Source organism: Novosphingobium organovorum, from assembly GCF_022832435.1.
Lineage (GTDB): Bacteria > Pseudomonadota > Alphaproteobacteria > Sphingomonadales > Sphingomonadaceae > Novosphingobium > Novosphingobium organovorum.
This window is the reverse complement of sequence record NZ_JALHLF010000001.1, coordinates 82,429-103,181: the sequence shown is the minus strand read 5'-3', so window position 1 is coordinate 103,181 and position 20,753 is coordinate 82,429. Positions and strand designations below refer to the sequence as shown.

Genomic DNA, 20,753 nt, shown 5'->3' with positions numbered 1-20,753 from the left:
GATGTCTTAGAGCGCTTCCGCGCCCGCGATAATTTCAACGAGTTCGGTGGTGATCGCGGCCTGGCGGCTGCGGTTGTACTGGATGGTCAGCTTCTGGATCAGGTCGCCCGCGTTGCGCGTGGCGTTGTCCATGGCCGTCATCGACGCACCCTGTTCGGATGCGGCGTTCTCCAGCAGGGCACCGAAAAGCTGGGTCTTGAGGTAGCGCGGCAGCAGTGCGGCGAGGATTTCCTCCTCCTCCGGTTCGTACTGGGTCACCGCATCGCTGGCCGCCGTGTTGGCGCTGGCCGCGGGGGTGGGCACGGGGATGATCTGCTGGCCGGTCGGCTCCTGCAGCAGCGCCGAGCGGAACTTCGCGTAGAACAGGTGCGCGATGTCGTACGTGCCCTTCTCGTAGAGCGCGACCAGTTCGTCCGCGATCTGCTCGGCTTCGTTGAAGCCGGGCTCACGCACGTTCGAGGTGTCGAACATGTGCACGATCTGCTTGGGGAATTCGCGCTTGATCACCGCGCGGCCCTTGCGGCCCACGAGGTAGAACAGCACGGTCTTGCCCTCAGCCTCGAGGCTGCGCGCCTTGGTCAGCGCGGCCTTGACGATGTTCGAGTTGAACGCGCCGCACAGGCCCTTGTCCGAGTTGGCGACGACAAGCAGGTGAACCTGGTCGCTGCCGGTCCCGGCAAGAAGCTTGGGGCTGTTCTCGCTGATCGTGATCTTGCTCGCGAGCGAGCCCATCACGTCGGTCAGGCGAGCGGCGTAGGGGCGCGCCTGTTCGGCCGATTCCTGCGCCTTGCGCAGCTTGGCCGCCGCGACCATCTGCTTGGCCTTGGTGATCTTCTGGGTCGACTTGACCGAGTTGATCCGGCCCTTGAGTTCCTTGAGCGAAGCCACTCAATTTTCTCCATTCGTCATCCCGGCGGTGAGCCGGGATCGTGTGCGGCCAGACTTCTCGCCTTGCCGGGTGCGGCCCCGGCTTTCACCGGGGCGACGCAAAGGCTTATGCGAAGGTCTTGGCGAACTTGTCGAGCGCGGCGACGGTCTTGTCCTTCACCTCGCCCTCGAACTTCTTGCTGTCGCGGATCTCGCCCAGCACCTCGGCGTATTCCGAACGCATGTAGCTGAGCATGTCGGCCTCGTAGCGTACCACGTCCTTGACCGCGACCGCGTCGAGGTAGCCGTTGGTGCCCGCGAAGATCGACACGGTCTGCTCTTCGAACGGCAGCGGCGAGAACTGGGGCTGCTTGAGCAGCTCGGTCAGGCGCGCGCCGCGGTTGAGCAGCTTCTGGGTCGAGGCGTCGAGGTCCGAACCGAACTGCGCGAAGGCCGCCATTTCGCGGTACTGCGCGAGCTCGAGCTTGATCGAGCCGGCCACCTTCTTCATCGCCTTGGTCTGGGCCGAACCGCCCACGCGGCTGACCGAGAGGCCCACGTTGATGGCCGGACGCACGCCCTGGTAGAACAGGCCGGTTTCAAGGAAGATCTGGCCGTCGGTGATCGAGATCACGTTGGTCGGAATGTAGGCCGAGACGTCGCCCGCCTGGGTCTCGATGATCGGCAGCGCGGTCAGCGAGCCGGCACCGTGTTCGTCGCTCATTTTGGCCGCACGCTCGAGCAGGCGGCTGTGGAGGTAGAACACGTCGCCGGGGTAGGCTTCGCGGCCCGGCGGACGGCGCAGCAGCAGCGACATCTGGCGGTAGGCGACGGCCTGCTTGGAAAGGTCGTCGTACACGATCACGGCGTGCATGCCGTTGTCGCGGAAGAACTCGCCCATGGCAGCGCCGGTGTAGGGCGCGAGGTACTGCAGCGGTGCGGGCTCCGAAGCGGTCGCGGCGATGACGATGGAGTATTCCATCGCGCCGTTCTCTTCGAGCTGGCGCACGATCTGCGCGACGGTCGAGCGCTTCTGGCCGACGGCGACATAGATGCAGTAGAGCTTCTTGTTCTCGTCGTCGCTCTGGTTCGGACCCTTCTGGTTGATGAAGGTGTCGATCGCGACGGCGGTCTTGCCGGTCTGGCGGTCACCGATGATCAACTCGCGCTGGCCACGGCCGACAGGGACCAGGGCGTCGATCGCCTTGAGGCCGGTCTGCACGGGTTCGTGCACCGACTTGCGCGGGATGATGCCAGGAGCCTTGGTCTCGACGCGGCGGCGCTCGGTGTACATCACCGGGCCCTTGCCGTCGATCGGGTTGCCGAGCGCGTCGACGACGCGGCCGAGCAGGCCCTTGCCGGTCGGCACGTCGACGATGGTGCCGGTGCGCTTGACGGTGTCGCCTTCCTTGATCTCGGCGTCCGAGCCGAAGATCACGACGCCGACGTTGTCGGCTTCGAGGTTGAGCGCCATGCCCTGAACGCCGTTGGCGAATTCGACCATTTCGCCAGCCTGGCACTTGTCGAGGCCATGAATGCGGGCAATACCGTCACCGACCGAGAGCACCTTGCCCACTTCCGAAACCTGGGCTTCGGTGCCAAAGTTGGCAATCTGGTCCTTGATGACCTTCGAGATTTCTGCTGCGCGGATATCCATTGCGTTTAGTTCCTCTTGGGCCTTTCTCAGCCCTTCATGGCCTGGGCGAGCGAATTGAGACGGGTGCGGATCGAGCTGTCAATACGCTTCGAACCGATCGTGACGACCAGGCCGCCAAGAAGATCCGGGTCGACGCTCGTCTTGATTTTTACGTTGCGACCCTCGCGCGCTTCGAGCTTCTGGCGAAGCTGTTCGACCTGCGCGTCGTCGAGGGCATGGGCCGAGACCACATCGGCGCTGGCCTCGCCGCGTTCAGCCGCCGCGATCGCACTGAAGGCGGCGATCATTTCGGGCAGCGCCGAAAGGCGGCGGTTGTCGGCCAGTACGCCGAGGAAGTTCTTGGTCAGCGGCGAGAGCGCGAGGAGGTCGGCAACGGCTTCGATGGCCTTTTGCGAATCCTTGCGGCTGATCTCGGGATTGCGAATCAGGGCGGCCAGGTCCGCGCTCCCGGCAATCGCCTGACCGGTCTTGTCGAGGTCACCTTCGACTGTCGTTACGGTGCCGTTCTCGCTGGCAAGTTCGAACAGCGCCGAAGCGTACCGTCCTTGCAAGCTGGCCTTGATTCCGCCGGAGTTCTCCACGCGTGTCCTATCCTTACATCGGGTGGGCTGAGGCACTGATAGGGAAACTTGAAAAGCAAGTCCCCCCGGCCTGCAGACGGGGCGCGCATAGCGACGATAGTGCGACGATGCAAGGTGCGCCGAGAGGCTTGTGCGCGAAGTCGTGGCGGGGGGGAGCTCACACCTGCGCGCGCGGGGTTTAAAGATAGCGTTCACAGTAACACGGTGCAAAGAGCCTTGCCAAGGGTCCGAAGGTGTTGAGAAGCCTTGCGGCAATCGCTGTAAAACGTACGCAATTACACGGTGGAAGTTGTGTTGCGCGGTCGTGTTTTGCAGTTGCGTCAGGAGAAATTGGGCGGCGTTGAATTTCACCTCTGGCGTCCGGTGAGGGTGGGCCTCATCGCGCGGTCTCGTTCTTTTGTCCAACAGGGCGCGCAGCACTTGCGAGGAGGATTCGCAAGAAGGTGGGTGGCTGTCGCGCGAAAGGCCTTCAGACGAAACTGTAGGGGTCGACGTCGATGTTGACCCGAACGCCGCGTGGGAACTGCAGGGGCTCGAGCCACTGGCGCAGAATCTTTTGCAGTTCGGCCGAGCGGCGCGCGTTGATGAGCAGGCGAAAGCGGTGGCGTCCGCGCAGCAGCGAAAGCGGGGCTGGGGCAGGGCCAAGCACCAGCATGTCGGGCAGGTCGGGCGCGGTGCCGCCGATCGCGCGCGCGGCGTCGCGCGCTTCGGTGAGATCTTCGGAAGAGACGATGATCGCCGCCCAGCGGCCGAACGGCGGCGCACCGGCGTCGCGGCGTGCTTCGGTTTCGGCGGCGTAGAAAGCGTCGCGGTCGCCCGCCGCCAGCGCGGCGATGACGGGCGCCTCGGGGTGGCGGGTCTGGATCAGCACTTCGCCCGGCTTTTCGCCGCGCCCGGCGCGTCCGGCGACCTGGGCGACCTGCTGGTAGGTCCGCTCGGCCGCGCGCAGGTCGCCGCCCTCAAGGCCAAGATCAGCGTCGACCACGCCGACCAGCGTGAGTTCGGGGAAATGGTAGCCCTTGGTGACGAGCTGGGTGCCGACGATCACGTCGATCGCCTTGCCCTCGGCCTTGGCGACGAATTCGGCGATCGCCTCGGGGCTGTTCATGGTGTCCGAGGTAATCAGCGCGGTGCGCGCCTCGGGCAGGATCTCGGCCACTTCGTCGGCAATGCGCTCAACGCCGGGGCCACAGGCGACGAGGCAGTCCTTCGCGCCGCATTCGGGGCAGGCGTCGGGCACGGGCTCCTCGTGGCCGCAGTGGTGGCAGGCAAGGCGCTGGGTAAAGCGGTGCTCGACTAGCCAGGCGGTGCAGTGCGCGCACTGGAAGCGGTGGCCGCAGTTGCGGCACAAGGTGAGCGGGGCGTAGCCGCGCCGGTTGAGGAACAGCAGCGACTGTTCGCCGCGCTCCAGCCGGGTCTTCATCTCGGCGACCAGCGAGGGGGCGAGCCAGCGGCCGCGCTCGGGCACTTCCTTGCGCAAGTCGACGATGCGGATGTCGGGCAGCTGGGCGCCGCCGAAGCGCGCGGCGAGTTCGATCTTGCGATAGACCCCGGTTTCGGCGAGCTGCATCGATTCCAGCGCGGGCGTGGCGCTGGCAAGGATGACCGGCGCCTTTTCGAAGCGGGCCCGGATCACCGCGACGTCGCGCGCGTTGTAGCGCACCCCGTCGTCCTGCTTGAACGAGACTTCGTGCGCCTCGTCGACGACGATGAGGCCGAGGCGCGCATAAGGCAGGAACAAGGCCGAGCGCGCGCCGACGACGACTTGCGCGCCGCCTTTCGCCGGGCCGTTGACGATCGCGCGCCAGGCCCGCCGCCGCTCGCTCGCCTTGAGCGAGGAATGCCACTGGATCGGCGCGACGCCAAAGCGCTCTTCAAAACGGCGCAGGAAGTTTTCGGTCAGCGCAATCTCGGGCAGGAGCACGAGCACCTGCTTGCCCGCGTCGAGCGCGGCGGCGACGGCTTCGAAATAAGTCTCGGTCTTGCCCGAGCCAGTCACCCCGTCGAGCAGGAAGGGGGTGAACCGGTCGGCGTGGACGGCCTCGATGAAGGCGTCGGCGGCGCGGCGCTGTTCCTCGTTGAGCCGGGGCACGTGGTGCGCGGTGTCGGCGCGCGGGTAGGGCTTGTCGAGATCGACGGTGACCGCTTCGAGCAATCCGGCGCCGACCATCCCGCGCAGCACGCCTTCGGAAACCGAGGCGCGTTCGGCGAGTTCGCGGATCGAGGCCTGCTCGTGCTGGAGCGCGTCGAGCGCGGCGGCGCGCTGGGGGGTGAGGCGGGTGGGCTCGACCCCGGTCAGGCGGTATTCGGTGGTCGTCCCGCCGCCGCGCAGCGCCGCCATCGAGCCTAGCGCCATGCGGGCGACCGAGGACAGCGGGGCGCAGTAATAGTCGGCCGTCCATTCGATCAGGCGGCGCAACTCGGCCTTGAGCGGTGGGACCGGCAGGACCTCGAGGATGTTGCGCAGCTTGGCTTCGGGCACGTCGATGCCGGGCAGCCGTTCGGGCTCCCACACCACGCCGAGCACCTGCCGGGGGCCGAGGGGGGCGATCACCACACTGCCCGGCGCGAGTGTCATTCCCTCGGGCACGCGGTAGTCGAGTACGCCCAGCGCGGCGTTAAAGACGAGGAGACGGACACGGGACATCGCGCTTGCATATAGGCATGGTGATGCGCGGTCGAAAAGGCACGAGGGGCGCGCAGTTGGGGATGGCGCCGCGATCGCATGGAAACAGTGGCCTGCGTGCTCTGGTAACGTTACTGCAAAAGAGCTGGAACACCTGTGTTACGTGGCGTGCCTAGCGCTTGTTTCTGAATATTCTTAGAATTGAAGGTGTGCGAACATGCAGGTGTATTCGAATGGGCTGGCGCGCGGTGCGCTCTGCAGGGGCGTTGCCGCGGTGCCGGGCGCGGTTCGCGGCGGTAGAGGCTTCCTGCGCAGCGCGCTGATCGGCGGGTGTGCGCTGATCGCGCTCGGCGCGCTTTCGGGATGCAAGTCGCTCCTCCATTCGGACGAATCGATCAAGGCTTACGAGGCGCGCAGTGCGCTGGATGCGGCCGGTGACAGCGCGCGCGGGCGCAAGGACGAACGTGCGGCGGCGGCGCCTTCCGCGCCCACCGCGCGGGAAACCGCAACGCCGACCGTGACGGCGCCGCAGGCCGGCGAGGACGCGCTGGCCTTGTCCGCGCCACAGGGTGCGTCCGAGGGCAAGCCGGTGAAGACCCGGCGTCCGGCGAACGAGACCGCGCAAGTGGTGGCCGAGGCCCGCGCGGCGGCGCAGGCGCGCAAGGCACAGCAAAAGGCAGAAAAAGCACGCCTGGCGCAGCTGCGCCGCAGCGAGGCGGCGCGCGCGAAGAACAATATCTACGTCGGCGCCAAGGGGCTCAAGGGGCGCAAGCTGCTTCAGGCTTCGGTCGATCAGGCCTTTGCCGCGCTGCGCGCCAGTGGCGGGTTCTGGAATGGTGCCTCGCGCCTGCCGCTGCCCGTTTCATTGGCCGGTTCCCTGGCGGTACGCGGTCAGGACGAGGCGCTTCAGCGCGCGATCAATCAGGTGGCCTATGCTGCGGCGCTGAGTATGGAGCCGTTCCTCGCCGAGGCGGCCGAGGAAGTGCCGATGAAGTACGGTCAGGAAAAGTTCAAGGGCCAGATGCCGGTGACCGATTTCGTTCACCGCACGCTGGGCAGCGCGTCGGTCAACACGTTGCAGGAGCGTATCTATACCGCGCTGACAGCTTCGCGCGATCCGGCGGTGATGGGCTGTCTCAAGACGCTCGACACCGGCGCGCGCGCGGCGCTGGCGGCGCAGATCGCCGATGCCACCGACGCCGCGATCTGGCAGCGCGTCAGGCGCAGCGAGTTCGCGCTCGAAGGGCGCGGCGCCTGACGCTGCGCCGCAGCGCCGATTGCAGCGCCGATTGCCGCGCCGATTTCAGGGCCTAGCCGCGGGCCAGCGGTGCGCCTATAGGGCTGCGCAGAATCGCCCAAGCGCTAAGGCCCACCGCGCCGTGGCAATACCGTTCCGGTCTGGCTCAAGGCCAGCCGGCAGCCCGGCCCAGTCAGGATATTCCCATGAAATTCTTCGTCGACACCGCCGAAATCGCCGACATCAAGGAACTGGCCGACACCGGCCTGCTCGATGGCGTGACCACCAACCCCTCGCTGATCGCCAAGTCGGGGCGTGACTTCATGGAAGTCACCAAGGAAATCTGCGAAATCGTCGATGGTCCGGTCAGCGCCGAAGTCGTCGCGCTCGACCATGCGGGCATGATGCGCGAGGCGGAAATCCTGCGCAAGATCGCCGACAACGTGTGCATCAAGGTGCCGCTCACCGTCGATGGCCTCAAGACCTGCAAGGCGCTGACGTCGGATGGCACGATGGTCAACGTCACGCTGTGCTTCTCGGCCAACCAGGCGCTGCTCGCGGCCAAGGCGGGCGCGAGCTTCATTTCGCCCTTCATCGGCCGTCACGACGACAACGGCTTCGACGGCATCCAGCTGATCGAGGACATCCGCGTGATCTACGACAACTACGCGTTCGAGACCGAGATCCTCGCCGCCTCGATCCGCCATCCGATCCACCTGCTCCAGTGCGCAAAGATCGGCGCCGACGTGGCGACGATGCCGCCCAAGGTCATCCTCAGCCTGTTCAAGCACGTGCTGACCGACAAGGGCATCGAGGGCTTCCTCGCCGACTGGGCGAAAACCGGACAGTCGATCTGATCGGGTCCTGCTGACCGGTTCGGACGCGAATGGCGAGGGCTAGGGCCTGGGTCGTTCGCATTCGGATCAGAAACCTGGTGAAGGCGCCGGAGAATGGGGTTCGAAAGCCCGATTCTCCGGCGTTTTTCGTGTCGGACAGGGCCGGCTTTGGCGCTCTTGTGTTGTTTCATGGCCACAGGGGATTCCCGCCTACGCGCGTCAACCTATTAAAAGCGCTTCCAAAAATCCGCGCTTGGAGAACTCGCTTCGATTTCGATGTGTAAAGCCTAGCTCCGATAGGCCCCGTCCGGCGCAATCCTGTGCTAGTCTTGTTCCTGCATTCAGGCTGAGTCGCAGAACATCGGTGCCGGGGAACACCCCGGCTTGGCACATGGGGAGACATCCTATGGCTCGAATTATCGAGGCCTACGTCGATGAGCGTGGGCATCTGCATACTTCTGCCTCGACGGCCATCGTGGCCGACATTGCCGCCATTCTGGGTCGCGTCGGCGATGAGGGTGGTTTGACGAGCGGCGTGGCCGCGCTCATCCTCGAAAAGCGCGAGGCCATCGAAAAGGCCTTTGCTGACTACGACCGGTTGACTGGCGTGCGCGGCGACACGATCGATGGCGAAGTCATCGACGCGAGCGATCGTCGCCGCTGGCAGGGATCGGGCGAGAAGTGCGTCTAGCCGCTGACGGCTGAGCGCTGACCCCCGGCCGCACATCAGCGGGCATGGCTCTGGGGCGACCTGTTCGCGCAGCCCTGGCGGGGGCGAGGCGGAAAGGCTGCTGCGGGCGTGCCTCGCCGCACGGGCTGAAGTCCATGCCCGTGCGGCCCGCGCCGCTTAAGGTCAATTGTCTGGCGGGCAATCGCATTGAGGCGCTTGGCGTGATGCGCTAGCTGTCGTGCATCATGTCCGACGAATCCCCCGCAGATCGCTTCAAGTCCGCCCTTGCCATCGCCTCGCGCGCCATCGCGCAGGACAACGAGGTCGAGGTCAACTGGACGGCCGACAATCCCAGTTCGACGGGATCGCTGTTCCGCATTCCCATGCCTGGACGCAATGTCCCGCGCGATGCGGCGATGCGCGCGCGGGGACAGGCCGACAGTTTCGCGCTGCGGCTGCGCCATCACAACGACAAGACGCACATGCACGAGATGCCGAGCGAACCGGTGGCGCGCGCCTGCTTCGATGCGATCGAGACGGTGCGGTACGAAGCGCTGGGGGCCAACGCCTATCCGGGTATGCGCGCCAATCTCGATGCCGCGCTCGAGGCGCGGATCGCCACCGATCCCATCGCGCGGGCCGAGGCGCCCGACGAAGTGCCGATTTCCTCGGCGCTGGCGCTGCTGCTGCGCGAGCGGCTGACCGGCGACCCGGTGCCCGAAGTGGCCCGGCCGGGCGTCGAGATGGTGCGCAACTGGATCGAGAGCAAGGCCGCGCGCGATTTCGACGCGCTGGCCGGTTCGATCGAGGATCAGCGCGCCTTCCAGTCGCTTTCGCTCGACATGCTCCAGCACCTGGAACTGACCAAACTCGAGCCGACCGAGATGCCGCCCGAGGACATGGACGACAATCCCGGCGACGAGCAGACCGAGGAAGAGCAGGACGGCGAGGACCAGGGCGAGCAGCCCCAGCCGTCCGAAATGGCCGCTGAGCCCCAGCGCGGTGAAAACGAAGGCGAGAGCGAGGCCGAGGGCGACGCTTCGGACGACATGGAGGAAGGCCAGGACGGCGACGAGGGCGAGGAGGGCATGATGCCCGTGCGCCCCAACCGTCCCTGGACCGACATCCCCGCCGATTTCGACTACGAGGTCTTCACCAGCGCCTACGACGAGGTCGTTGGCGCGGCGGATCTGTGCGACGATGCCGAACTGACGCGCCTGCGCGCTTATCTCGATGCCCAGCTCAAGGGGTTGCAGGGCGTCGTGACCCGGCTTGCCAACCGTCTCCAGCGCCGGCTCATGGCGCAGCAGAACCGGTCGTGGGATTTCGACCAGGAGGAAGGCCTGCTCGACGCCGCGCGTCTGGCGCGGGTGGTGGTCTCGCCCGGCCAGTCGCTGTCCTACAAGATCGAGCGCGACGTCGAATTCAAGGACACGGTGGTCACGCTCCTGCTCGACAATTCGGGCTCGATGCGTGGACGGCCGATCTCGATCGCGGCGATCAGCGCGGACGTCATGGCGCGCACGCTCGAGCGCTGCGGGGTCAAGGTCGAGATCCTGGGCTTCACGACGCGCGCGTGGAAGGGTGGGCAGAGCCGCGAGCACTGGCTGGCCAACGGCAAGCCCGCGCATCCCGGCCGGCTCAACGACTTGCGTCACATCGTCTACAAGAAGGCGGACGAGCCCTGGCGCCGCGCGCGCAAGAACCTGGGCCTGATGATGCGCGAAGGTCTGCTCAAGGAGAACATCGACGGCGAGGCGCTGCTCTGGGCGCACGAACGCCTGCTGGCGCGGACCGAGGACCGGCGCATCCTGATGGTGATTTCGGATGGCGCGCCGGTCGACGATTCGACCCTTTCGGTGAACTCGGCCGGCTATCTCGAGGCGCATCTTCGCCGGGTCATCGAATGGATCGAGAGCAAGTCGCCGATCCAGCTCGTGGCGATCGGCATCGGGCATGACGTGACCCGCTACTACCGCCGCGCGGTGACCATCATGGACGCTGAGCAGCTTGGCGGCACGATGATCGAACAGCTTGCCGGGCTGTTCGAGGAGGAATGATCCAACCGGGCGCGCGGCCCTGCGGCGCGCCTGCCACAACCGGCCTCTCGCAACTGGCCTGGCCGCAACTGGTGCGCCTCCGCCGGGCGCCGTCTGCCTTTGCCAGGAGCGCCCCGGTTCGCACCGGGTCCGCTCGACCGTTCCCTGCGTTCTGAAAGTGTCCTTCCTTGACCCACGGTTATCTCTGGGTGCCCTTCACGCTGGCGGCCGCGCTTGGCCAGGTGTTCCGCAACGCGCTGCAGTCCCGCCTGACCGCGCGGATCGGCACCGCGGGCGGCACGCAGGTGCGCTTCGTCTATGGACTGCCGTTCGCGATCGTCCTGCTGGCGCTTTATCTGGGCGTAACCGGGCAGGGCCTTCCGACGCCTTCGCCTGCGGCCTGGGGCTGGGCGCTGCTGGGCGGGGTGCTCCAGATCGCGGCGACGGCGCTGATGCTGGTAGTCATGGCCAAGCGCGATTTTGGCGTTGCCTATGCCTATATCAAGACCGAGCCGGTCACGGTTGCGGTGCTCGGGCTGGTGCTCATCGGCGACCGGCTGCCGGGGTTGGGCTGGCTGGCGGTGCTGGTGGTGACGGTCGGGGTGATCCTCGCCTCGCTCAAGCCCGGGCACGGAGCGGGCGCGCTGGCCGACTGGAGGTCGCTGGTGGTGGGAGTGACGAGCGGCGGGTTGTTCGGGCTTACCTCGATCTGTTTTCGCGCCTCGATCGAAGCGGTGGGCGAAGGCAGCTTCATGCTGCGCGCTCTGCTGATCCTGGTCGTCTCGCTGGCGATCCAGACCGGGGTGATGAGCGCCTGGTTCGTCTTTCGCGATTCGCGGGCGTTCACGCAGTCCTGGCGTGAGTGGCGGCTGAGTGTCCCGGCCGGGGCGCTCGGTGCCTTCGCGTCGGCCAACTGGTTCATCGCCTTCTCGCTGACCATGGCCGCCAACGTGCGCACGCTGGCGTTGATCGAGATGCCGATCGTCGCGCTGGTCTCGCGCCAGATGTCAGGGCGCTGGCTTTCGGCGCGCGAAGGGTACGGCTTCGGGCTCATTACGCTGGGCGTTCTGGTGCTGATGCTGGCGCATCGCTGAAACCGCTGGCATGCGGGCTGCCGGTCTTCGCACGCAAAACCGGTGCGGGCTACGGGGACAGGCCCTTCCGCGCGGCGGCTTGACCTTTGGCGCGGCCTGCCTAATGCCGCTTGCATCATGACAGACCTTCCCGCTCTCACGCTGTTCAACAGCCTGACCCGCCAGATGGAACCCTTTGAGCCCGTCCATGAAGGCGAAGCGCGGGTCTATACCTGCGGGCCGACGGTCTACAACTATCCCCACATCGGCAACATGCGCGCCTATGTCTTCGCCGACATCCTGGGCCGGACGCTCAGCCACCGCGGGCTGAGGCTGACCCATGTCATCAACATCACCGATGTCGGCCACCTGACCGACGATGGCGATGCCGGCGAGGACAAGATGGAGAAGATGGCGGCGCAAAAGGCGCAGTCGATCTGGGACATCGCGCAGCATTACACGCAGGCCTATTGGGCGGATATCAAGGCGCTCAACATCCGCCAGCCCGCGCACTGGTCGATCGCGACCGACTACATCGATGCGATGATCGACTTTGCCAAGGAGATCGCCCCACGCCACTGCTATGAGCTGGACAGCGGGCTTTACTTCGACGTGTCGACCGTCTCGGATTACGGCCGTCTCGCGCGTGCGGTGACCGAAGAGGGCGAAGGGCGGATCGAGGCGGTGGCGGGCAAGCGCAACGCGGCCGATTTCGCGATCTGGCGCAAGACCCCCGCTGGCGAGACGCGCCAGATGGAATGGGATTCGCCCTGGGGCAAGGGCGCGCCGGGCTGGCATCTGGAATGCTCGGTCATGTCGGGCAAGCTGCTCGGCTTTCCGTTCGACATCCACACCGGCGGGATCGATCACCGCGAGATCCACCACCCCAACGAGATCGCGCAGAACCAGGCCTTTTGCTGCACCAACGGGCTCGACGTGCCCGCCAATTCGGGCGCGCGGATATGGATGCACAACAACTTCCTGGTTGAACGTTCGGGCAAGATGAGCAAATCTTCGGGCGAGTTCCTGCGCCTGCAACTGCTGATCGACAAGGGTTACCACCCGCTGGGCTACCGCATGATGTGCCTGCAGGCGCATTACCGATCGGAGCTGGAGTTTTCGTGGGAAGGGCTGGGCGCCGCGCTCACCCGTCTCAAGCGGATGCTGATGGCGGCCGAGCGGCTCAGGGATGCCGAGGCCGCTGAGGGCAGCCATCCCAAGCTCGCGCCGATGGTCGAAACCTTCGAGAAGGCCATGGCCGAGGATCTCAATACCGCGGTCGCGCTGACCGCGCTCGAGGATGCGCTGGCGGCCAAGAAGGTCGATCCGGCGATCAAGCGCGCGGTGGTCGAGCGGATGGACGCGGTGCTGGGTCTGGGCCTCTTCACGCTGACCCGCGCCGATCTACGCCTGCGTCCCAAGACCGCCGACATCGCCGAAGAGGCGATCGAGGAGGTGCTGGTGCGCCGCAAGCAGGCCCGCATCGGCAAGGACTTTGCGACCTCGGACGCGCTGCGCGACGATCTTGCCGCGCAGGGGGTCGAGGTGATGGACGGCGATCCGCTCGGCTGGGAATGGAAGCTGGGTTAGGGGCCTGACCGTCAGGCCCATCTCGGAACAGGGGCGCACGCCATGCGGATGATCGGATTGCTGGGCGGGATGAGCTGGGAAAGCTCGGCGCAGTACTACCGCCTGATCAACGAAGGCGTGCGCGATCGCACCGGCCCGACCGTTTCGGCGCCGTGCCTGTTGTGGTCGTTCGACTTTGCCGAAATCGAGGCGCTTCAGGCCTCGGGCGACTGGGACGCGCTGACCGGCAGGATGGTCGAGGCGGCGCGGCGGCTGGAAGCGGCCGGCGCGCAAGGCTTGGCGATCTGCACCAACACCATGCACCGCATGGCTGGCGAGGTCGAACAGGCGGTGGCCATCCCGCTCGTCCATATTGCCGACCCGGCCGCGCGCGCGATCCGGGCCGCTGGTCTGACCCGTGTCGGGCTGCTCGGCACGGCCTTCACGATGGAGCAGGACTTCTATCGCGGACGGCTCGAAAGCCATGGCCTGGAGGTGCGCGTGCCCGGCGCGGCCGACCGCGCCGTCGTCCACCGCGTGATTTACGAGGAACTCGTTGCCGGGCGGATCGAACCGGCCAGCCGCGCGCTCTACCGCGAGGTCATCGCGCGTCTTGTCGAGCAGGGCTGCGAGGCGATCGTGCTCGGCTGTACCGAAATCATGCTGCTGGTGGGGCCCAGGGACAGCGCGGTGCCGCTGTTCGACACCACGGCCTTACACGCGCAGGCGCTGGTCGATTTCGTGCTATGGGACGGGGACTGAGGACAAGCGCTTGCGTTATCCTGAAGTCCGGGCGCGATAGATGCACGGCAGCCTTGTCCTGCCGGGCGTCGACAAATCGTTTTGCATCCATACCTTGGCTGGCAAAGCAATTATCAGCCAGATGGACTATGCCTGTGACCCGCGCCCTGCTGCATTCGCGTTTTCGCCCCTTCCTCGAGCCCTCGATGCCTGCCGCTGTTACGCCGGTGTGGTATGATAACGCGGAAGGCTTTCGCGAAGGCATGGACGGGGCCGAGATCATCTGGCCCGACTTCACGATCAAGAATTCGGTCAAGGCCGCCGTTGGTGAGGCCATGCAGCGCGCCAACGCGCTCACGTGGTGCAGCGTGATGTCCTCGGGTGTCGACTGGTTGCCGCTCGAGCAGTTCAAGGCGCACGGCGTGCGGCTGACCAACGGTGCGGGCCTCCACGCCCATTCGGTCGCCGAATTCGCGGTGCTGGGGATGCTGTCGCTGGGCAAGGGCTGGGGGACGTTGCTGCGCGCGCAGGACCGGCACGAATGGCTGGCGCAGCCGCCCGGACGCGGCGAGCTGCTGGAGGCTGAGGTGCTGGTGATCGGCGCAGGCGAGATCGGCCAGCGCATCCGCACCATTCTCGAAGCGTTCGACGCGCGCGTCACGATGGCCCGGCGTACGCCGCGCGCGGGAGACCTTGGTAACGGCGAATGGCGCAGCGCGCTGGGCCGGTTCGACTGGGTGATCCTGATCGTCCCCTCGACGAGCGAGACGCGCGGTATGTTCGGCGCGGCCGAACTCGGGGCGATGAAGCCGGGCGCCGGGCTGGTCAATGTCGCGCGCGGCGACGTGGTCGACCAGGACGCGCTGATCGCGGCGCTGCGCTCGGGCCAGCTCGGCCGGGCCTACCTCGACGTGACCGATCCTGAACCGCTTCCCGCCGACCACGCCTTGTGGTCGTGCCCCAATGTCGAGATTTCGATGCACGCGGCCGGGCTCGCGCAGGACAGCCTCATCCGCCGCGCGGCGCAGCGTTTTGCGGGCAACCTCGAACGCTATGTGGCGGGCGAGCCGCTGGTCCATGAAGTAGATTACGCGCGCGGGTACTGACCGCAGGCTTGGGCGCCGCGTCGTGGAACGGGAAGCCCAAAGGATTTGTCTCGAGGGTTATCGCCCTCGTGCGCTGGACGGACGACCGCACCGCTGTCGCGCCATGCTGGGTGCGGTCGTCCGTCCGGGATCAAGGGGGATGACCGCCTGAAGGGCCTTCATCCTCAACATCATCCGGTTGGGATTTGAACCTGGAGCACGCGGTCCGTCTGGCTTGCGTTCACAGATCGTCGAGCAGCAGCACTTCGATTTCAAGCTCCATGCGCGGCTCGCCGGTGTTGTCCTGATCGAGCCCGCGCAGGGCCGCATCGGCGACGAGGTGGCCGGGAATGGTGAAGTCGTGCTCGGGCAGGGCCTCCACGAACTGTTCACCGTCGTCCTGCGCCGCAGCGCCCGTGAAGGCGAGCGCGATCGTGTGGCGCGTGCCTGAGAACGTCGCGCTGGCCCAGGGGCGCTCGGCGTGGCGCAGGAACTCGGCGCGCGGTCCGGCGAGATGGAGCACTTGCGTCAGCAGTTGCAGCCAGGGACCGCGCTGCGTGCGTGTCGGGCGCAGGCCGGGCGCCGGATGGGCGCCGAGCGGCGTGGACCCGGTTGGGGCGGTGCGGTCGGCCGGAGCCGCGACAAGATCAGCGTGCATGGGCGGTCTCCTCGCCGGTGGTGCGGTATCCGCTCATGAAGGCTTCGATCCGCCGGGTCATGGCCTCGCGCGGCTCACGCCCGTTGCGCAGGTCCTCGACGAAGCGCGGATCGCCGGCCGCCAGGCGTCCGAATGTGGTTCGCGGCATGTTGGTCGCATTCAGGAAGCGCTCGATCTGGGAGATCAGCATGTCGCACCGTATCCTTTCTCTTGTTGGTTAGCGTGTGTTCATGATATGTTCCAATTGAAATCCTACTTGTCTAGGAAATTTCTTTCAGATATGGATTACATTATGGTAAGCGATCCTGTCCGAGCCCGTCTCCTTCACCTCGCCGATGCGCGGGGGGTGAGCCTGGCTGCGCTGTCGCGGCTGTTGGGCAAAAACGCGAGCTATCTTCAGCAATTTGTCCGCAAAGGCAGCCCCAGGAAGCTGGAGGAGACGGATCGTGCGAAACTCGCCCGGTTTTTCCGGGTGAGCGAGGAGGAGTTGGGGCGACCGGAAGAAATTTCCTCCACCAGGTCCGGCGATTCCGCTGCTGTTGGCGCAAGCGAGGAATGGGTGGCGATCGCGCGGCTGGTGCTCGGTGCCTCGGCCGGACCGGGGGGGCTCGATCAGGACGAGACGGCGTTCGATTCGATCCGTTTTTCGGTGCGCTGGCTGCGCGCGATGGGGCTTCAGCCGGGCCATCTGGCCACGATCACCGTCGCTGGCGATTCGATGGAGCCGACCTTGCGCGACGGGGACGAAATTCTCGTCGATCAGCGGCAAAAGGCGCTGCGCGACGGAATCCACGTCGTCCGCCTCGATGGGGTCTTGCTGGTCAAGCGGGTGGAGACCGGCCATCCCGGCCACGTGACGCTGCGCAGCGACAATCCGGCCTATGGCGTGATCGAATGCGCGGCGGGGGATCTGGCGGTAATCGGCCGCGTGGTGTGGAAGAGCGGGCGGATCTGACGGGGGCTTCGCGCAAGGGTGGGCGCTGCCGTGCCCGGTTGCAATCGCGCGGTGCGCGCGCCATGTCCGGTGCATGACCCAAGCAGAACAGCCCATGCGCGTCGGCATCATTCCCGTCACGCCGCTTCAGCAGAATTGCTCGCTCGTCTGGTGCACGCGCACGATGCGCGGCGCGCTCGTCGATCCCGGCGGTGACTTGCCCAAGCTCAAGCAGGCGCTCGAAAAGACCGGGGTGACGCTGGAAAAGATCCTCGTCACGCACGGGCATCTCGACCATTGCGGTCAGGCGGGCGTCCTCGCCAAGGAAATGGGCGTACCGATCGAGGGGCCGCAGGAGGAAGACCGCTTCTGGATCGCCAAGCTCGATGACGATGGTCCGCGCTGGAACATGGAAGCGCACACCTTCGAGCCCGATCGCTGGCTCGAGCACGGTGATACCGTCACCGTGGGCGAACTGGAGCTGGATGTGGTGCACTGTCCCGGTCACACGCCGGGCCATGTCGTGTTCCACCATGCGCCGAGCCGGTTCGCCTTCGTGGGGGACGTGCTGTTCAAGGGCGCGATCGGGCGCTGGGATTTTCCGCGCGGAAATCTTGAGGATCTGGTGCACTCGATCACCGGACGGTTGTGGCCGCTGGGGGACGATGTGACCTTTGTGCCCGGTCACGGCGCGGTGAGCACCTTTGGCGATGAGCGCCGCTCCAACCCCTACGTCAGCGACAAGGCGCTCGAACGCGGTATGCCGATGGCCTGAGGGGCTCGTGGTTCGGTTCTGCCATTTTACACCCTGTGGCCGGGGGGGGGGCAGATGCCGAAATCACGTCGCTAGAGCATTTTCAGTCAGGCGGAATCTCCTGACGGTTCGGAAAATGCGTCAAAACAAAGGTCTAGGGCGGTCGATCCGATGCAGTCGGATCGACCGCCCTAGAACCGCCCGACGGCGACCAGCACCGCTACCGCCGCCAGCCCTAGCGAGACCAGCAGCCCGGCGCCAAATCCCAGCCCGCGGGCCGGGTTCGGCGTTGCCGCGTCCATGCCCAGTGCGTGGGCGATCCGCGCGAGCATGTAGGCGCCGCCAGCCACCCATAGCCAGGTGCCGCCAGCACCGCTCAGCTCGATCGCGGCGGCGAGGATGAGCAGGAAGGGGGTGTTCTCGATGAAATTAGCCTGTGCGCGCATCCGGCGCATGAGCAGGGGATTGTCGCCGTCGCCGTGCCAGATCTTGTCTTTGTTGCGGACAGCGGCAATGCGCGTGCCCAACCAGAGGTTGATTGCCACGGCTGCGGCGCTAAGACTGAGGGTTGTCTGCAGGATCATGGTCGGTGGCGCTCGATTTGCTGGTGGCCTGCTGTTTGCAGTCGGTGTGGTGTGAGTTTGTTCATGTTGTCTCGAGGAACGACTTGCAACTCTCCAGAAATCGGGTATAGGCCCGCCTTCGCAAGCCGCCGGTCCGGATGTCGGTTCCAGGCGGCCTTTTTTACATTAACGCATTTTGCAGGAACAGGTGCCGAAATGGCAGTCCCCAAAAGAAAAACGACCCCTTCGCGCCGGGGCATGCGCCGCAGCCATGACGCTCTGAAGGTCGAAGCCTTCCACGAGTGCCCTAACTGTGGTGAGCTGAAGCGCCCGCACAATCTTTGCAATGCTTGCGGCCATTACAACGGCCGTGAGATCGTCGCGGTCGAAATCTAAGACCTCGTACGAATTCGGAGATTGTCCATGAGTTTGCCGCGTATCGCCATCGATGCGATGGGCGGCGACGAGGGGGTGCGCGTCATGATCGAGGGCGCTGCACTTGCGCGCCGTCGTCATGACCAGTTCAAGTTTCTGCTCGTCGGCGACGAGCAGAAGATCAAGGACGCCCTGCAGGATCATCCGAATCTGCACGCTTCCTCCGAGATCATCCACACTGATGGGGTGATCAGCGGCGAAGACAAGCCCAGTCAGGTCCTGCGGCGTGCCAAGGGTACGTCGATGGGCCGGGCTATCGAGGCGGTAAAGGCCGGGGATGCCGGTGCGGCGGTCAGCGGTGGCAACACCGGGGCGCTGATGGCGATTTCCAAGTTGACCCTGCGCACCATGCCGGGGATCGACAGGCCAGCGCTCGCCGCGCTTCTCCCGACGCTGGGCGACACCGATCTGGTGATGCTCGACCTCGGCGCGAACACCGAATGCGACAGTCGCAATCTGGTGCAGTTCGCGGTGATGGGCGCAGCTTATGCGCGTGTCGTTTCGGGACGTGCCGAGCCGCGCGTGCGCTTGCTCAATATCGGTACCGAGGAAATCAAGGGCACCGAACTGCTGCGCGAGGCTTCGGCCATTCTGCGCGAAGCGGAAAAGGAGCTCGCGCTTTCGTTCGATGGATTCACGGAAGCCGACAAGATGGCGCACGGCAACATCGATGTCGTCGTTACCGATGGTTTCTCGGGCAATATCGCGCTCAAGGCCGTCGAAGGCACGGCGCGTTTCGTGGCGGACCTTCTGCGCCGAAGCTTCTCCAGCTCGCTGCGTTCGAAGATCGGATTCCTGATCTCGCGCCCGGCTACCGAGCTGCTCAAGCACCATCTTGATCCCAACAACCATAACGGTGCGGTTTTCCTGGGGCTGAACGGCATTGTCGTTAAAAGCCACGGTGGAGCCAGCGCTGCGGGCGTGGCCAACGCGGTTGCCGTGACGGCGCGTCTTCTGGAGGAGCGTGTGACCGAGCGAATCAGCGCCGATCTGGCGCGTGTGGGCGAATCCTCGCTGCGCATGCCGGGTGTGCAGGAAGAGCGCGCCTGATGCGCCGTTCGGTTCTTCTGGGCACCGGTTCCGCGCTGCCCGAAACGGTCGTCACCAACAGCGAACTTGCCGAGCGCGTCGACACCAGCGATGAATGGATCGTCGAGCGCACGGGCATCACCCAGCGCTATATCGCCGGTCCCGACGAGACCACCGCGAGCCTGGCCACCGATGCGGCGCGCCGCGCCCTGGAAGCGGCCGGGATCGAGGCGTCCTCGATCGGGCTGATCGTGCTGGCGACGGCAACGCCGGACCAGACCTTCCCCGCGACCGCCACGATCGTGCAGCACAACCTGGGCTGCACCGGGGGCATCGCGTTCGACGTCGCGGCGGTGTGCTCGGGCTTCCTCTACGCTCTGGGCGTCGCGGATTCGATGCTGCGCGCCGGCATGGCCGAGCGCGCGCTGGTGATCGGTGCGGAAACCTTCAGCCGTATTCTCGACTGGGAAGACCGCACCACCTGCGTGTTGTTCGGCGATGGCGCGGGCGCGATCGTGCTCGAAGCGCAGGAGCAGGCCGAAGGCGAACCCGCCCGCGGCGTTCTGGCCACCAAGCTGCACGCCGATGGCACGCACAACCAGTTGCTGTTTGTTGATGGCGGCCCCTCGACCACCGGCACTGTGGGCAAGCTGCGCATGAAGGGCCGCGAAGTGTTTCGCCATGCGGTGGTGAACCTGGCCGAAGTGCTCAACGAAGTGCTCGAAAGCGAAGGGTTGGCCACAGCCGACATCGATTGGCTGGTCCCGCATCAGGCCAATGCGCGCATTCTCGATGGTACGGCCAAGAAGCTTGCACTGGACCCGGCGAAAGTCGTCAAGACGGTGGGCGAGCACGCCAATACTTCGGCCGCATCGGTGCCGCTGGCACTCGATCAGGCGGTTCGTGACGGGCGTATCGGCCGCGGCGATCTGGTCGTTCTGGAAGCTATGGGCGGCGGATTCACCTGGGGTGCGAGCCTGTTGCGCGTCTGAATTCGGTAAAGTGCATTTCGGTTGCGTCCGCTATTCGCGGCGCCATTGCTTTTTTTGTACTTTTTCATATCATCCCCTAAGGCATAACGCACAAGAGGGATGAAGGATTGATGCAGTCAGTGGATACATTGACCCGAGCGGAATTGGCGGATTCCATCCATCGGCAGCTCGGTCTGTCGCGGGCGGAGTCCTTGACCATGGTGGAATCGATCCTTCAGCACATGGTCGGCGCGCTGAGCAGCGGCGAAAATGTGAAGATTTCGGGTTTCGGCACCTTCCTGCTTCGCGACAAGGGGGAACGCATGGGCCGCAATCCCAAGACCGGGGTCGAAGTGCCGATCACACCGCGGCGCGTGCTGACCTTCCGGGCAAGCCAAATGCTCAAGGACCGCATTTCCAGCGTTTGA

The 20,753-nt window shown here is 65.7% G+C and carries 21 protein-coding genes; 14 read left to right on the top strand and 7 right to left on the bottom strand.

Translation table 11 applies throughout. The features are described 5' to 3' along the window. Positions 1 to 6 precede the first annotated feature (6 nt). From MTR62_RS00480 to MTR62_RS00465, 4 genes are all read right to left on the bottom strand, one after another. The gene (locus MTR62_RS00480; RefSeq protein WP_244016244.1) at positions 7 to 888 is read right to left on the bottom strand and encodes a F0F1 ATP synthase subunit gamma; all 882 of its coding nucleotides are present in this window, start codon (positions 886 to 888) and stop codon (positions 7 to 9) included. A gap of 106 nt (positions 889 to 994) precedes the next feature. After that, positions 995 to 2,524, bottom strand: coding sequence for a F0F1 ATP synthase subunit alpha (gene atpA / locus MTR62_RS00475; protein WP_244016242.1), 1,530 nt, complete (start codon positions 2,522 to 2,524; stop codon positions 995 to 997). 26 nt (positions 2,525 to 2,550) lie between these two features. Further along, positions 2,551 to 3,105, bottom strand: a complete 555-nt coding sequence (locus MTR62_RS00470; RefSeq protein WP_244016240.1) for a F0F1 ATP synthase subunit delta — start codon at positions 3,103 to 3,105, stop codon at positions 2,551 to 2,553. 469 nt (positions 3,106 to 3,574) lie between these two features. Further along, positions 3,575 to 5,752, bottom strand: a complete 2,178-nt coding sequence (locus MTR62_RS00465) for a primosomal protein N' (protein ID WP_244016238.1) — start codon at positions 5,750 to 5,752, stop codon at positions 3,575 to 3,577. Between the two features lie 196 nt (positions 5,753 to 5,948). Here MTR62_RS00465 and MTR62_RS00460 point away from each other — a divergent pair, with 196 nt between their 5' ends. The 8 genes from MTR62_RS00460 (at position 5,949) to MTR62_RS00425 (ending at position 15,002) form a co-directional block, all read left to right on the top strand. Continuing rightward, a complete protein-coding gene (locus MTR62_RS00460) occupies positions 5,949 to 6,989 on the top strand; it encodes a DUF4197 family protein (protein ID WP_244016236.1) in 1,041 nt (346 codons plus the stop codon). 185 nt (positions 6,990 to 7,174) lie between these two features. Then, a complete protein-coding gene (gene fsa, locus MTR62_RS00455; protein WP_244016234.1) occupies positions 7,175 to 7,825 on the top strand; it encodes a fructose-6-phosphate aldolase in 651 nt (216 codons plus the stop codon). Positions 7,826 to 8,210: 385 nt separating this feature from the next. Continuing rightward, positions 8,211 to 8,495, top strand: a complete 285-nt coding sequence (locus tag MTR62_RS00450) for a hypothetical protein (protein ID WP_244016232.1) — start codon at positions 8,211 to 8,213, stop codon at positions 8,493 to 8,495. A 224-nt stretch (positions 8,496 to 8,719) separates the two neighbouring features. Next, complete coding sequence (cobT, locus tag MTR62_RS00445) at positions 8,720 to 10,534, top strand: cobaltochelatase subunit CobT (protein ID WP_244016230.1); 1,815 nt, start codon at positions 8,720 to 8,722, stop codon at positions 10,532 to 10,534. A 167-nt stretch (positions 10,535 to 10,701) separates the two neighbouring features. Further along, positions 10,702 to 11,607, top strand: a complete 906-nt coding sequence (locus tag MTR62_RS00440) for an EamA family transporter (RefSeq protein ID WP_244016228.1) — start codon at positions 10,702 to 10,704, stop codon at positions 11,605 to 11,607. A 117-nt stretch (positions 11,608 to 11,724) separates the two neighbouring features. After that, positions 11,725 to 13,176: a cysteine--tRNA ligase gene (gene cysS / locus MTR62_RS00435; protein WP_244016226.1), complete on the top strand. Its 1,452-nt coding sequence runs from the start codon at positions 11,725 to 11,727 to the stop codon at positions 13,174 to 13,176. A gap of 42 nt (positions 13,177 to 13,218) precedes the next feature. Beyond that, positions 13,219 to 13,917, top strand: coding sequence for an aspartate/glutamate racemase family protein (locus MTR62_RS00430; RefSeq protein WP_244016224.1), 699 nt, complete (start codon positions 13,219 to 13,221; stop codon positions 13,915 to 13,917). Between the two features lie 134 nt (positions 13,918 to 14,051). Further along, entirely contained in the window at positions 14,052 to 15,002 is a 951-nt protein-coding gene (locus tag MTR62_RS00425) for a D-2-hydroxyacid dehydrogenase (RefSeq protein WP_244016222.1), read from the top strand. Between the two features lie 220 nt (positions 15,003 to 15,222). Here the strand turns inward: MTR62_RS00425 and MTR62_RS00420 are convergent, their stop codons facing one another. After that, entirely contained in the window at positions 15,223 to 15,639 is a 417-nt protein-coding gene (locus MTR62_RS00420) for a hypothetical protein (RefSeq protein ID WP_244016220.1), read from the bottom strand. Next, complete coding sequence (locus tag MTR62_RS00415) at positions 15,629 to 15,829, bottom strand: hypothetical protein (protein ID WP_244016218.1); 201 nt, start codon at positions 15,827 to 15,829, stop codon at positions 15,629 to 15,631. The genes MTR62_RS00420 and MTR62_RS00415 overlap by 11 nt, the downstream gene beginning before the upstream one ends. A 102-nt stretch (positions 15,830 to 15,931) precedes the next feature. Here MTR62_RS00415 and MTR62_RS00410 point away from each other — a divergent pair, with 102 nt between their 5' ends. Together MTR62_RS00410 and MTR62_RS00405 are read left to right on the top strand one after the other, a co-directional pair. Continuing rightward, entirely contained in the window at positions 15,932 to 16,594 is a 663-nt protein-coding gene (locus MTR62_RS00410) for a S24 family peptidase (protein WP_244016383.1), read from the top strand. Positions 16,595 to 16,667: 73 nt separating this feature from the next. After that, complete coding sequence (locus MTR62_RS00405; protein ID WP_327194362.1) at positions 16,668 to 17,348, top strand: MBL fold metallo-hydrolase; 681 nt, start codon at positions 16,668 to 16,670, stop codon at positions 17,346 to 17,348. Between the two features lie 170 nt (positions 17,349 to 17,518). On the opposite strand, the gene MTR62_RS00400 is transcribed toward MTR62_RS00405, so the two are convergent. Further along, positions 17,519 to 17,911: an MAPEG family protein gene (locus tag MTR62_RS00400; RefSeq protein ID WP_244016213.1), complete on the bottom strand. Its 393-nt coding sequence runs from the start codon at positions 17,909 to 17,911 to the stop codon at positions 17,519 to 17,521. A gap of 195 nt (positions 17,912 to 18,106) precedes the next feature. Between MTR62_RS00400 and rpmF the strand changes: the two genes are divergently transcribed. The 4 genes from rpmF to MTR62_RS00380 all read left to right on the top strand — a co-directional run bounded on the left by rpmF (position 18,107) and on the right by MTR62_RS00380 (position 20,753). After that, on the top strand, positions 18,107 to 18,286 hold the full coding sequence (rpmF, locus tag MTR62_RS00395) for a 50S ribosomal protein L32 (RefSeq protein WP_013833797.1): 180 nt from the start codon (positions 18,107 to 18,109) through the stop codon (positions 18,284 to 18,286). 27 nt (positions 18,287 to 18,313) lie between these two features. Then, positions 18,314 to 19,375: a phosphate acyltransferase PlsX gene (gene plsX / locus MTR62_RS00390; protein ID WP_244016211.1), complete on the top strand. Its 1,062-nt coding sequence runs from the start codon at positions 18,314 to 18,316 to the stop codon at positions 19,373 to 19,375. Beyond that, positions 19,375 to 20,346: a beta-ketoacyl-ACP synthase III gene (locus MTR62_RS00385; RefSeq protein WP_244016209.1), complete on the top strand. Its 972-nt coding sequence runs from the start codon at positions 19,375 to 19,377 to the stop codon at positions 20,344 to 20,346. Before plsX ends, MTR62_RS00385 begins: the two co-directional genes overlap by 1 nt. A 110-nt stretch (positions 20,347 to 20,456) precedes the next feature. Then, positions 20,457 to 20,753, top strand: a complete 297-nt coding sequence (locus tag MTR62_RS00380) for an integration host factor subunit alpha (RefSeq protein ID WP_244016207.1) — start codon at positions 20,457 to 20,459, stop codon at positions 20,751 to 20,753.